The organism is Yinghuangia sp. YIM S09857 (assembly GCF_051388915.1).
Taxonomy (GTDB): domain Bacteria; phylum Actinomycetota; class Actinomycetes; order Streptomycetales; family Streptomycetaceae; genus Yinghuangia.
Genome location: NZ_JBPKBH010000017.1, coordinates 49634 through 62356, shown reverse-complemented (window position 1 = coordinate 62356; position 12723 = coordinate 49634). Strand labels below are relative to the sequence as shown.

The 12723-nt window shown below is 72.9% G+C and carries 10 protein-coding genes; 6 read left to right on the top strand and 4 right to left on the bottom strand.

All coding sequences use genetic code 11. The features are described 5' to 3' along the window. Window positions 1-332 precede the first annotated feature (332 nt). From ACRX5S_RS29635 to ACRX5S_RS29610, 6 genes are all read left to right on the top strand, one after another. Window positions 333-2171, top strand: coding sequence for a DUF1989 domain-containing protein (locus tag ACRX5S_RS29635; RefSeq protein ID WP_436776219.1), 1839 nt, complete (start codon window positions 333-335; stop codon window positions 2169-2171). A 124-nt stretch (window positions 2172-2295) separates the two neighbouring features. After that, on the top strand, window positions 2296-3189 hold the full coding sequence (locus ACRX5S_RS29630; protein WP_436776218.1) for a polysaccharide deacetylase family protein: 894 nt from the start codon (window positions 2296-2298) through the stop codon (window positions 3187-3189). A gap of 138 nt (window positions 3190-3327) precedes the next feature. Then, window positions 3328-4242: an NADP-dependent oxidoreductase gene (locus tag ACRX5S_RS29625; protein ID WP_436776217.1), complete on the top strand. Its 915-nt coding sequence runs from the start codon at window positions 3328-3330 to the stop codon at window positions 4240-4242. Between the two features lie 58 nt (window positions 4243-4300). Then, the gene (gene sigJ, locus ACRX5S_RS29620) at window positions 4301-5173 is read left to right on the top strand and encodes an RNA polymerase sigma factor SigJ (protein ID WP_436776216.1); all 873 of its coding nucleotides are present in this window, start codon (window positions 4301-4303) and stop codon (window positions 5171-5173) included. Between the two features lie 63 nt (window positions 5174-5236). Continuing rightward, on the top strand, window positions 5237-6436 hold the full coding sequence (locus tag ACRX5S_RS29615; protein ID WP_436776215.1) for an NAD(P)/FAD-dependent oxidoreductase: 1200 nt from the start codon (window positions 5237-5239) through the stop codon (window positions 6434-6436). A gap of 405 nt (window positions 6437-6841) precedes the next feature. Continuing rightward, on the top strand, window positions 6842-8221 hold the full coding sequence (locus tag ACRX5S_RS29610) for an acyl-CoA synthetase (RefSeq protein ID WP_436776214.1): 1380 nt from the start codon (window positions 6842-6844) through the stop codon (window positions 8219-8221). Here ACRX5S_RS29610 and ACRX5S_RS29605 read toward each other — a convergent pair. From ACRX5S_RS29605 to ACRX5S_RS29590, 4 genes are all read right to left on the bottom strand, one after another. After that, the gene (locus ACRX5S_RS29605; RefSeq protein ID WP_436776213.1) at window positions 8218-9453 is read right to left on the bottom strand and encodes an NAD(P)/FAD-dependent oxidoreductase; all 1236 of its coding nucleotides are present in this window, start codon (window positions 9451-9453) and stop codon (window positions 8218-8220) included. The two genes, ACRX5S_RS29610 and ACRX5S_RS29605, sit on opposite strands and share 4 nt — an antisense overlap. 423 nt (window positions 9454-9876) lie before the next feature. Further along, a complete protein-coding gene (locus ACRX5S_RS29600; RefSeq protein WP_436776212.1) occupies window positions 9877-11094 on the bottom strand; it encodes a hypothetical protein in 1218 nt (405 codons plus the stop codon). Between the two features lie 313 nt (window positions 11095-11407). Continuing rightward, on the bottom strand, window positions 11408-12331 hold the full coding sequence (locus ACRX5S_RS29595) for an isopenicillin N synthase family dioxygenase (protein WP_436776211.1): 924 nt from the start codon (window positions 12329-12331) through the stop codon (window positions 11408-11410). A gap of 109 nt (window positions 12332-12440) precedes the next feature. Continuing rightward, on the bottom strand, window positions 12441-12723 hold a 283-nt coding region (locus tag ACRX5S_RS29590; RefSeq protein WP_436776210.1), incomplete at its 5' end, for a DUF2203 domain-containing protein.

Here is a 12723-nt window from a genome sequence, read left to right as displayed (position 1 = left end):
CCCCCCCCCCCCCCCCCCCCCCCCACGCCCGCATGCGGGACCTCACCCACGGACTCGGCCTGGACCAGAGCACGGTCAGTCGTCTCGCGGCGCGCCTGGCGGACAGGGCGCTCATTCGCTGCACGTCCGGCAGCGCGGACCGGCGAACGGTGCGCGTCGCCCTCACCGCGGACGGCGGCGCGGTCGCATCGCGGGCAGCGGACGCGTATGCGCGTGCGCTCGTCGCGGCGTTCTCCTCAACACCCCAGGAAGGAGATAAGCACACTCGATCCCGGAATCCAGTGGATGATCATCCACTTATGCCTCCCGGGAGTCCGTGCTGAAGTCGAGCCATGGAATTCACCCCCCACCCCCACGTCGACCTCCACGTCGACGTCCCGGCCCGCGAGGGCCGCGCCGTGCGCGTCGCGGCGGGACAGCGCCTCCAGGTGGTGGACCTCGAAGGGCAGCAGGTGGGCGACTTGTTCGCCTTCGCCGACGACGGCTCCGACGAGTACCTGAGCGCCTCGCACACCCGTGCGCACGTGAGCCGGCTCTTCCCCGCGGTCGGAGAAGACTTCGTGACCAACCGGCGGCGACCGATTCTCCGCCTGGTCGAGGACGACTCGCCGAACCGCCACGACATGCTGATCGCCGCGTGCGACGCCGCCCGCTACGCCGCCCTCGGCGCCGCGCCCGACCACGCGTCCTGCGCCGACAACATGCGGCAGGCGTTGTCCGCCTTGGGGCTCACCGCGCCGTGCGTACCGCAACCCGTGAACGTGTTCATGGACATCCCGGTCCGTGGCAACGCCCGGCTGGACTGGATGAGCGCCTCGACCGAGCCCGGCGACAGCATCACCTTCGAGGCGCTCATGGACTGCGTGGTCGTGGTCTCGGCCTGTCCGCAGGACCTGGTCGACATCAACAGCGGGCAGCCGACCCCGTTGTCCCTCCGCGTGTCGCCCGCCCCCGAGGACCCCGCCGAACCCACGAACTCCCCTGTCAGCAAAACGCCTTCCTCCGATCGGACGACCACCATGACGCACCGCCCCGCAGCCGCACCGACGCCGACACCGGACAGCCACCCGGCACTCGGCCCCACCTCCCTCTCCCACCTCGGCCTCGCCAACCGTCTCGCGGTGGCTCCGATGTCCCGCGTCTCCGCGGGCGCCGACGGCGTTCCGACCGCGGAGATGGGGCGGTACTACGCGGCGTTCGCCGAGGGCGGCTTCGGGCTGGTGATCACCGAAGGCACCTACACCGACGCGCTGTACAGCCAGGGGTACCGCAACCAGCCGGGCATCGTCTCGGACGCGCACGTCACCGCCTGGGCGGAGATCACCGCCCGGGTGAACGCGGCCGGCTCCCCGATCGTCCTCCAGATCATGCACGCCGGCGCCCTGTCCCAGGGCAACCCGCACCGGCCCGGCACGGTGGGCCCCTCGGCGGTGCAGCCGCGCGGAAAGATGATGGAGGAGTACGGAGGTTCCGGCGCGTGGCCGATCCCCCGCGCGATGACCTCCGAGGACATCGAGGACGCGCTCCAGGGTGTGACCGCCGCCGCGGTGAACGCACGCACGGCCGGCTTCCAGGGCGTCGAGATCCACGCCGCCAACGGCTACCTCTTCGACCAGTTCCTCACCGGCTACACGAACCTGCGCGACGACGAGTACGGCGGTCCCCTCGCGAACAGGGTCCGGCTGATCACGGCGGCGGTCAGCCGCGTCCGCGTCACTCTCGGTCCGGACTTCGTGGTCGGTGTCCGGCTCTCCCAGACCAAGGTCAACGACTTCGCGCACCGCTGGGCGGGGGCGGAGGAAGCCGAGGCGATCTTCCGCGCCGTCGCCGGCGCCGGGGCGTCCTACCTGCACGTCGCCAGCGAGGGACGCGACTGGATCGAGACCGCCACGCTCGACGGCGGCGAGACCATCACCGCACTGGCCCGGCGCGTGACGGGGCTGCCGGTCATCGCCAACGGCGGCATGCACGATCTCGACCAGGCCCGCAGCCTGCTGGAGGGCGGCCACGCCGACGTGCTGTCGCTCGGCCGCGGCGCACTCGCCAACCCGGATCTGCCACACCGTGTCGCCTCGGGTGCGCCGCTGGAACCGTTCGACCATGGCATCCTCCAACCCATGGCCAACCTGGAGAACGCCCGGCAGTGGCGGGACCGGCGGCGCGCCGCGTGACCCGACGCCGGTGTCCGGGACGGCCGTTCGCCGCCGGCCGTCCCGGACGGCGTTCGCTCCGCGGCACCCACCACCCCAGTCGGCCGACTCCCGGTCGGCCGATCCGGACAGCCGACGAGGTCTCATGAGCAAGACGTGGAGGGACGGCGCGGCCGTCGTGGCGACCCTGACATTCGACGTGGACGCCGAGGCGCCGGTCCTCGCCCACGGACGCGGCCATGCGGCGCACGCCTCGACAATGTCGCACCAGGCGTACGGCCCCGACGTCGGCGTGCCGCGGATCCTCGACCTCCTCGACGATCTCGGTGTGCCCGCGACCTTCTTCGTCCCCGGCTGGGTCGCGGAGTCGCGTCCCGGGCTGGCCGCCGGCATCGTCGAGCGGGGCCACGAGGTCGCCCACCACTCCTACAGCCATCGACCGCCCACGACCCTGCCGCCCGGCGCCGAGGACGCCGACTTCGCACGCGCGATGGACGTGTTCGCGGCACAGGGCATCGAAATCTCCGGGCACCGTGCGGCGAACTGGGAGGCCACCGCCCGGACCGCCGAACTCGTGGCGGAGTACGGCCTCCTCTACGACTCGTCCCTCATGGGCGACGACCGCCCGTACCGCGTGTCCACGGCACGCGGACCGGTGACCGAACTCCCGGTGCACTGGTCCCTCGACGACTGGGAGCAGTACGCCTTCCTGCCCGCCCCGCACGTCGGGTCGATCATCGAATCCCCGCGCAAGGTCCTGGAGATGTGGACCGACGAATTGGACGCGATGGCGGAGTACGGCTGCCTGTTCAACCTCACGAACCATCCGTTCCTGTCCGGCCGCCCCTCGCGCGCGGTGGCCCTGCGCCGCCTGATCGAACACGGACTCGCCCGCGGCGACGTGCGCTTTCTCCGCTGCCGCGACGTAGCGCGGCAGAGCAACGACGACCCCGCACTGCCGACGCGTCAGCCCCTGGACACGTCGAACCGCCTCGACGCCTTCCCGGAAAGCACCCCCGACCCGGCGGCAGGCGACTGATCCGCCGTGCGCCGCGCCCCGCGCCGCCGTGCGCGTCCCCGGGCGGGCGGTGACGCGGCGTTGTCACATCCGAGGGCCCCCGTTTCGTCGTTCATACGCGCACCCACGCGACACGGCACAGAACAAGGAGCAAGCGCTATGAAGGCAGTACGCATCCACGCCGCGGGCGACCACCACAACCTCGTCCACGAGGACGCCCCGGAGCCGTTCGCGGGGACGGGCGACGTGGTGGTGCGGGTCGGCGCCGCGGGGTTCGTCCCCGACGAGCTGAGCTGGCCGAGTACCTGGGTCGACCGGGCCGGGCGCGACCGCACGCCGTCGACACCGGCGCACGAAATCGCCGGAACGGTGGCCGAGACGCCGTACGGCAGCACCGGTTTCGCCGTCGGCGACCGGGTCGTCGGCCTGGGCGACTGGCACCGCGACGGCGCGGCGGCCGAATACGTCGCGGTGGAGGCGCGAAACCTGGCCGTGCTGCCGGACTCGATCGACTTCACCACGGCCGCGGCGCTGCCCATCGCGGGGCTCACGTCCCTCCAGGGCCTCTTCCGGCACGGCGGTCTGCGGAGCGGGCAGCGGGTCGTCGTGCACGGCGCCGGCGGCGCGACCGGGTCGCTGGCGGTGCAGCTCGCCCGCGAAGCCGGTGCCCACGTCATCGGCACCGGTCGCGCCCGGGCCGCCCGGCTCGCGCTGGACCTGGGCGCGCACGAGTTCGTCGACCTGGAGGGCCAGGCGGTCGAGGACGCCGTCGGGGCGCCGGTGGACCTGGTCTTCGACACCGTCGGCGGCGACGTGTCGGCGCGGTCGGCCGCGCTCGTCGCGCCCGGCGGCACCGTGGTCTCCATCACGGCACCGCCGGTGACACCGGACGGCGTTCGCGGAGTGTTCTTCATCGTCGAACCGGACGGGGCACAACTCGCCGAACTGGTACGGCGCGTCGACGAGGGCAGTCTGCGGGTGCACGTCGGGGCGACGTACCCCCTGGAATCCGCGGCGGAGGCGTTCGACGCGAAGCGGCGCGGCGTGCCGGGCAAGGTGGTCCTGACCCTGTGAGCGCGAGCGCGAGCACGGTGGTGGAACGGGCCTCCGGTCCGGGGCACAGGTGAGAACCGTGGAGCGGACAGCCGCCCTGACCGACGCCGTTTGGGACGCACACCGGACGGCGGTCTTCGGGGCGGCCTACCGCATCCTCGGCACGGTGTCCGACGCCGAGGACGTCGTCCAGGACGTCTGGGTGCGGGCCGCGGCCGCCGACCTCGCCGACGTGCGCGACCTGCGGGCGTGGCTGGTCACGTTGGCGGCGCGGACGTCGTACAACGTCCTCGGGTCGGCGCGCGTGCGCCGGGAGACGTACATCGGGCCCTGGCTGCCCGAGCCCTTGCCGACCGGGCCGGACGCCGCCGACCAGGTGCTGCTGGACGAGTCGGTGGGCACGGCCATGCTGGTCGTCATGGAAGCGCTGGCCCCGGCCGAACGGGTGGCGCTGATCCTCCACGACGTCTTCGACTTCCCGTTCGACCGCATCGCCGAGGTGCTCGGCCGGACGCCGGCGGCGAGCCGCAAGCTGGCCTCCCGCGCACGGGCCCGCGTCGCCGCGGCGGAGGTCCCACCGCAGGCGGCGAGGGCCGAAGCCGAACGCGTGCTCAGGGCGTTCAAGGCGGCGGTCGAGGCGGGGGATCTGGCCGGGCTCGTCGCGTTGCTGCACCCCGAGGCCGTGTACGTCGGCGACGGCGGCGGAAAGGCCGTCGCGGCCCGCCGCCCGGTCCGGGGGGCCGCGCGCATCGCCGGGCTGCTGCTCGGGTCGCTGCGCTTCGGACACTCGGTCACCTGCCGTCTTGTCGATGTGAACGGGGCACCGGCGATGGCGACTTGGCGGGACGGGCGACTGGTCTGGCTCGACACCGTCGAGATCGTGCGCGGGCGCGTCACGACGTTCAGGAGACTGGCCAATCCCGAAAAGCTGGCCTCCCTCGGTCACATTTGAGTCGGCCGTCTTGTCTCCCTGCCGAACCTCCGACAACCGGAGGCGGATCGGAAGGGACGCGCAATGTCGCATGTAGTGGTCGTCGGAGGCGGCTTCGCGGGCGTGTGGGCCGCGGCGGGAGCCGCACTGGCACGCAAGGACGCGGAGCTGGTACGCAGGGACACGGAGTCGGCACGCAAGGACGCGGACGTGCGCATCACGCTGGTGGCGCCCGAGGAGCACATGGTGCTGCGGCCGCGCCTGTACGAGCCGGAGCCGGACCTCGCCAAGGTCGAACTGCGCCGGGTCCTGGGCCCGATCGGCGTCGAGCACGTGCGCGGGTTGGTGGGCACCGTCGACACCGACCGCCGCACCGTCGCCGTCCAGGGGCGGGAGATCGGCTACGACCGCCTGGTGCTGGCCTCGGGCAGCAAGCTCGTCCGGCCACGTGGACTGCCCGGCGCCGAGCTGCTGCACGACATCGACACGCTGCACGGGGCCCGGCGCCTGGCCGAGCACCTGCGCGGGCGGGAGTCCTGCAACACCGTGGTCGTGGGGGCGGGATTCGTCGGTCTGGAAGCGGCCACGGCGCTGGCCGCCCGGGGCCGGGTGGTGCTGGTGGACCAGGCCGATACGGTCGGCGCCCAACTCGGGCCCGGCCCCCGCCCGGAGATCGAAGCGGCGCTGGCCGAACTGGACGTCCGGTGCCGGCTCGGCACCACGCTCACGGAGGTGGGCGACGGGTACGCCGTCCTCTCGGACGGCACCAGGGTCGAGGCCGACGCGGTGGTCTGGTGCGTGGGGCTGCGGGCGAGCGGGCTCACCCGGCAGATCAGCGAGAACCTCGACCACCTGGGACGGGTACCCGTCGACGAGCACCTGCGCGCACTGCCCGACGTGTTCGTCGCGGGAGACGCGGCGCTGGCGGCGTACGACGCCGACCACGTGGTCATGCAGGCGTGCCAGCACGCCACGCCGATGGGCCGGGTGGCCGGCTACAACGCGGCCGCGGACCTGCTGGGCCTGCCCGCGCGCGAGTTCACGCCCGGCCCGTACGTCACCTGCCTCGACCTGGGGGCCGCCGGCGCGGTGTTCACCCGGGGCTGGGACCGCCGGGTCATGGCCTCGGGCGAGGACGGCGAGCACATCAAACGGCTCATCAACGAGGCCATCCACCCGCCGGTGGACGACGCCGAGGAAATCCTCTCCGCGGCCGACGAAATCCACCTGGACCTGCCCTTCTTCCCCCGCGACGACGAGCACGCCCACGCGCCCTCCGCATGACCGCGCACACGCCACGGCACAGACTCGCCATACGCCAGCGTGTGAGGGTGGCCGGTCACCGCACCACCGCGCACACGCCACGGCACAGACTCGCCATGCGCCGGTGCGTGAGGGTGGCCGGTCGGACCAGTCCACACCCCGCATACACCTCGGCGCGCAGACCCCACAGCTACGCGCCCGCTCGCTCACGCCCACAACTCGCCGTGGACGTCGCGCCGCAGCCACCGTCGCGGCCCGCCGCAACCGGGTGACAGGCAGGATCCGATCGCGGTTGGGAGCGGTGGCGCCCGGGACGGGGTTCGGGGTGGGGGCGGGTGGGTCCATTAGCATCGGCGGGGTTGGTGGCCGGGTTGGGTTCTGGGTCGGAGGTCTGGTGTGGCGCCGCTTGTTTCGGACGCTTTTGCGGTGCCTGATCGGCCGGATGCGGTGGTTGTCGACGGCGTTGCGCTGAGCCGCGCGGAGTTGTTCGCGTTGGCGGCGGGGGTTGCGGAGCGGATCGCGGGGGCGCAGGCGGTGGCCGTGCGGGCCACCGCATCCCTCGGCACGGTCGCGGCGACGTTGGGCGGGCTCGCGGCCGGGGTCCCGGTCGTGCCGGTGCCGCCGGACTCGGGGCCGTTGGAGCGCGGGCACATCCTCGGCGACTCCGGCGCGGCACTGCTGCTGGAGCCCGGCGGTGCCGGGGCGTGGACGGCCGAGGAGGTCGGCCTGCCCGTCGTGCCGGTCGACCTCGCGTGGCGTTCGGCAGCGACATTCCGCGAGCCGGCTCCCGACGCGGTCGCGCTCACGCTCTACACCAGCGGTACGACCGGCGCCCCGAAGGGTGTGCTCCTCTCGCACGCCGCACTCGCCGCCGACCTCGACGCGTTGGCGTCCGCCTGGGCCTGGACGCCCGACGACGTGCTCGTGCACGGTCTGCCGCTGTTCCACGTCCACGGCCTCGTCCTCGGCGTGCTGGGCGCGCTGCGGACCGGCTCGCGGCTCGTACACACCGGACGGCCGACCCCCGCCGCGTACGCGAAGGCCCGCGGCTCGCTCTACTTCGGCGTGCCCACGGTGTGGTCGCGCGTCACCGAAGATCCGGCCGCGGCAAGGGAGTTGACCTCCGCCCGACTGCTCGTCTCCGGTAGCGCGCCGCTCCCCGTACCGGTGTTCGACCGCCTCGCCGCCCTCACCGGCCACCGCGCCGCGGAGCGGTACGGCATGACCGAGACGCTGATCACCGTCAGCGCCCGCGCCGGAGGCGACCGCCGCGCCGGATGGGTCGGCACGCCCCTGGACGGCGTCGCGACCCGCCTCGTCGGCGACGACGGCACCCCCGTCCCGCACGACGGCGAGACCGTCGGTGAACTCCAGGTCCAGGGACCGACGTTGTTCGACGGCTACCTCAACCGCCCGGACGCTACGGCCGAATCGCTCACCCCCGACGGCTGGTTCCGCACCGGCGACGTCGCCGTGATCGCGCCGGACGGGTGGCACCGCATCGTGGGCCGCGCGTCCACCGACCTCATCAAGAGCGGCGGCTACCGCGTCGGCGCGGGCGAGGTCGAGGGCGCCCTGCTGGCCCATCCGGCGGTACGCGAGGCCGCGGTCGTCGGCGTCCCCCACGCGGACCTGGGCCAGGAGATCGTCGCCTTCGTCGTCGCGGACGGGGTCACCGGCCCCGAACTCACGGACTTCGTGGCCCGCTCACTCTCGATCCACAAGCGTCCGCGCCGCGTGCTGATCCGGAACGAACTCCCGCGCAACGCCATGGGAAAGGTCCAGAAGCGCCTGCTGGCCGACTAGGCGATGGCGACGGTTCGGCCGCACTGCGGGACCAGCAATCCGGCGACCGTGCGTGCGCCGAAGTAGGCGTCAGGTGCCGTGACCCCGGCGAACGCCGCCAGGAATCCCGGGACTTCGTCGGGGCGGCGGGCCAACAGCCGCAGGAAGAGCTGTTCCCGCCACCCGTGGGCGTGGGTGGCCAGGCCGAGCGTGAAGTCGTACATCGCGGTGAGCGACTGGTCGCGCCGGGCGTGGTACGCGGACAACTCACCCTCGTGGCCGTCGAGTTCGGCGGCCAGCGCCTCGGACACCGCCGCCGCGTCGCGTAGCGCGTTGCTGATGCCCTGCGCCGACACGGAGTCCATGACCACCCCCGCATCGCCGACGAGGGCCCACCCGTTGCCGTACGGCTTCCGGAACCGGTTCGGCTGGTCCGGCGTGGTGCGGAGCCGCTCGACGCGGGTCGCCGCGGCGAGGCGCTGCCCGAGATCACCGCAACGGGACATCGTGGCGAGGTAGTTGCGCTCGATACCGGTTCGGAACTTTTCGAACTCACGCAGCGGGGCGGACATGTAAACCATCGTCAGGTCGTCGTTGGTGGGGAACACGGCGACGGCGCGGCCGGGGCGCTGGTATACCTCGCCGTGCGTCATGTCGAGTCCGGCCCAGTAGCCGTAGCAGGCGAACGCTCGCGGCGCGCTCTCGCGGTAGACCGGTGCGTCCACCGCCTCGGCGACCGAGGAGTGCTTGCCGTCGGCGCCGACCACGAACCGCGCCCGTTCGTCCACGCTTCGACCGTCGCGCCCGCGCGTCCGGACGCCGACGACGCGTCGGTCGTCCCAGAGGAGTTCGTCGACGCGGGTGCGTTCGCGAACCTCGGCCCCCGCGGCGCGGGCCGCGTCCAGCAGGATGTGGTCCAGGACCGTGCGGCGCGGGCTGTAGAGCGCGTCGACGCCGTCGTGGGCGGCGAAGGCGCCGGTGACGACCGTCCCGCCGGAGTCGAAGCGGATCTGCCGGGTGGGTGGCGTACCGGCGTCGCGGACGCTGTCGAGCAGCCCCCACCGGTTGAGCAACGCGACGCCCGGCAACTGGACTTGGTGCGACGAGACGGTGTCGCTCGGGAACCCGGCGCGGTCGAGGAGTAGGACGTCCAGCCCCCGGCGAGCGAGCAGCATGGCCGTGGCGGCGCCGGCCACACGCGCCCCTACGACGACGACATCATGCACGCGGGCCATGCCGACCTCCAGATACATACCAAGGGTCGGAATGTTAGAAGGAGAGGGCCGAACTCTGCAACGCCCCACGATGGTTGGGGGGTAGTGGACGTGGTGATGTGGGTGGGACGCGGGTGGGCTCCGCGGGCAGGGCATCCGGGCGGGAGCCTCCGGCGAGTCACACGTGAGCCGCGTGGGTGGGTGCCGCGGCACGCGCGGGGGCGCCGCAGGCAGGGCGCACGGCGGACGCCGCGACCGTGCGTGCGGGTACGTGCACGGGCCAAGTGGGCATGCCGCCTGGTGGCCACGGAGGTGGGTGCCGCGTGGGTGGGGTTCGCGTGAGTGGTGGCCACGTGGGTGGGTGCCGCGTGAGCGGGGTTCGCGTGAGTGGGGGTCGCATGGTGGGTGGGCCGCGTGGGTGGCTGCTTGCGCGGGCTGCGTCTGTGGTCTACCTGGGTGCGGTCACTTGTGGTCGTGCCAGATGGTGCCGCCGCAGTCCCAGCACGGGCGGAGGCCCGGTTGTACGCGGGCCTTCCACGGCCGTTCCGGTGCCCGCTGCGGGGCGGCGGCCTCCGCCTCGGCCCGCGACGTCAATTCGGCTAGCTGTTCGCGCGCCTCACGGACCAGCGGGTGGCCGGAGTCGGGGCCCGCTTCACCCTCGCGTACGGCCGTCTCCAGGAGCCGCAGCGCCTCGTCCGCATCGTCGGCACCGCCGCGGGCTCGGCGGGCGGCCACCAGCGCGAGGACCGCGTCGAGGGTGAGCGGGTCGCTCGCGCCGAGCGAACGGCACCCGTCCGCCACGGCCGCGTCGAGGTCCGCGACGGCCTGGTCGTGGCGGCGCTGCACGGTGAACGCGCGGCCGAGGACCGTACGGAGCACGCACAACTGCGCGCCGAACGCGGGCTCGTCGACGTCGATTTCGTGGTCGAGGACCATGCGACACTCGGTCTCTGCCTCGTGTGCGCGGCCCAGTCCCACCAGTGCACGGGCCCGGGCGAGGCGGGCACCGCGGCCCATCTCCCCACCGGGTCCTTCGAACGCGACGCATGCCGCCACCGCCTGCACGCTCATCCGCTCTGCGTCGCTGAACCGCTCCTGCCCATTGCGGACGACCACTCCCAACCACGGCACGACCGCGCGCAGGCGGGCTCGTTGCTCCTCGGGGATCTGCGCGACGGCGAGGCGTGAGGCGAGGGCGTCCAGGCGCCGTTCAGCCTCGGCGTACCGACCGGCGTTGACCTCACTTGCCAAAATGAGGGTTTCCAGGTCCATGACGTCTGCGGGCGATGCGGTGGCCTGGCAGTCAGTGAGGGCGAGGGCGAACAGTTCCTGGGCCGGCCCGTCGTGGCCCAGGCGCAGCAGAATGCCGCCCATGGCGTGGCGCAGGACGCGTACGGAGTCGCCGGCCTGTGGCGCGGCCAGGAACTGCGGTAGGACGACGCCAAAATGCGCCCACGCCTCCTGCCCGCGGCCCAACTCGCCGAGGGCGACCAGGCGATGGCGGTGCACGCGGCTCAGGTGCTCGCCGAACGGAGGCATGAAGGCCGTGCAGTCCACCAGCAACTGGTCGGTCAGGGCCAGGAGTTCCGGATATCGGCCGTCGTCCTCAAGCCGATCCGCAAGCTCGAAGCGCGCCCAGAACTCGTCGGTGCCGATCGTGTCACGCCAAAACCGCCCCACCGCAACCCCCAACCCATGATCACGCCCCGGCGGAACTCTGCCAGAGGGGTCGGGGGCGGCGGCAAGAGGGTTGGGGTGATCCCCATGAGCGGGCTCGGCTCCGGCTCCGGCGAACGCTCCGGCTCGGACTCCGGCTCCGGCTCCGGCTTGGGCTCGGGCTCGGACTCCGCCCCCGGCTCCGGCTCGGGCTCCAGCCGGGGAGACCTCGCGCGGACGGAGGCAGGGCGAGGCGAGAGACTGCCGGCGAGGCAGGACCGTACTCGCATACAAGAGCGGGAAGCAATCGGCTGACTACCCCGTCCCCCAGGGCCGTTCACTCCGTGCTGATGGCATTCAACTGGGACCGCAGGTAAGCGTGCGAGTCGATGCCGCGGACGTCGGTCCCCGGGTCGCAGTCGTAGAAGTAGACCAGGGACATCAGTTCCTCGTCGGGGGCGTGCTCCGGCGGCGGGAGGACGCGGTGGCGGCCGGAGCGCCAGCGGCCGTCGGTCCAACGGGCCATCAGGTCGCCGACGTTCACGGTGAACGCGGCCGCGTCGTACGGCGCGTCCTGCCAGCCGTGTTCGTCCGTGTAGACCTGGAGACCGCCGCTCCCCGGCTCGCGGTCCAGCACCGTGACCGTGCCGAAGTCGGTGTGCGGGCCGATGCGGAACTGCCCTGGCACGGCCGGTCCGACGCGTCCGGTCCCCGGGTACCAGTTGATGTTGAAGCCCCACGTCGGGTGCGCGGTGTGCCGGGTGAAGAACCCCTCGTCGTCGCAGAGCACCACGCCCAGGAGTTCCAGAAGTTGGTCGGACAGCGCGCGCATCCGGCGCAGGTACGACTCGACGGGCGCCCGCAACTCCGGTACCTCGGCAGGCCACACGTTGGGACGAAACCACTCCGCGTCCACCACCGGATCCCCGGTGGGCTCGTCGGACACGAACGAGAACGACTCCTTCATGTCCGGCGGGCTCTCGCCGCCCTCCGCATAGGCGTTGGCCTCGGCGCCGGGGCCGAGCCAACCGCGGTCCCCCACCTTGACGGCGTACGCCTGTTTGGTCTCGGCGGGCAGGTGGAAGAACCCGCGGGCCGCTCGGCGGATCGCCGCGCGCTCGTCCGCGGCAACGCCGTGCCCGGTCGCGAGCAGAAATCCGGCAGTACGCAGCGCCGCGTCGACGTCGGCGGCGATGCCGCGGCGTACGCCCGGGCCCCCGGTGCGCCACTCGGTGAGGTCGACGGTGGGGATGATGCTCATGGGTCCACTCTGTTGCCGTGGCGGACGGCGGATCAAGTCGTTGATCCGCTCGGGGGAACGCCGAGTTGGCGGACCGCGGCAGGCGGCCGGGCAGGCGGCTGAGCGCGCGTCAGGGCAGCGGGCGGCGGCCCGGGAACCCGAGGTCCTGCCGGTGGTACCAGGCGAGTTCGCGGTCGCCTTCCAGCCAGCACAGGTGGACGGGGGTACCGTCGTCGAGGTCGGCCGGAAAGTCGACCAGCAGCGGTGCGAAGCCCTTGAGTTCGGCGCCGGTCTCCTGCACGCGGGTCATCAGCTCGTCCAGGCGCGCGTGCATGCCCTTGAGCTCGGGCAGTCCCCCGTCCGGCGTCGGCCCGGGCCCCTGTGACAGGTCGGCGGACAACTCGGCTGCGCGG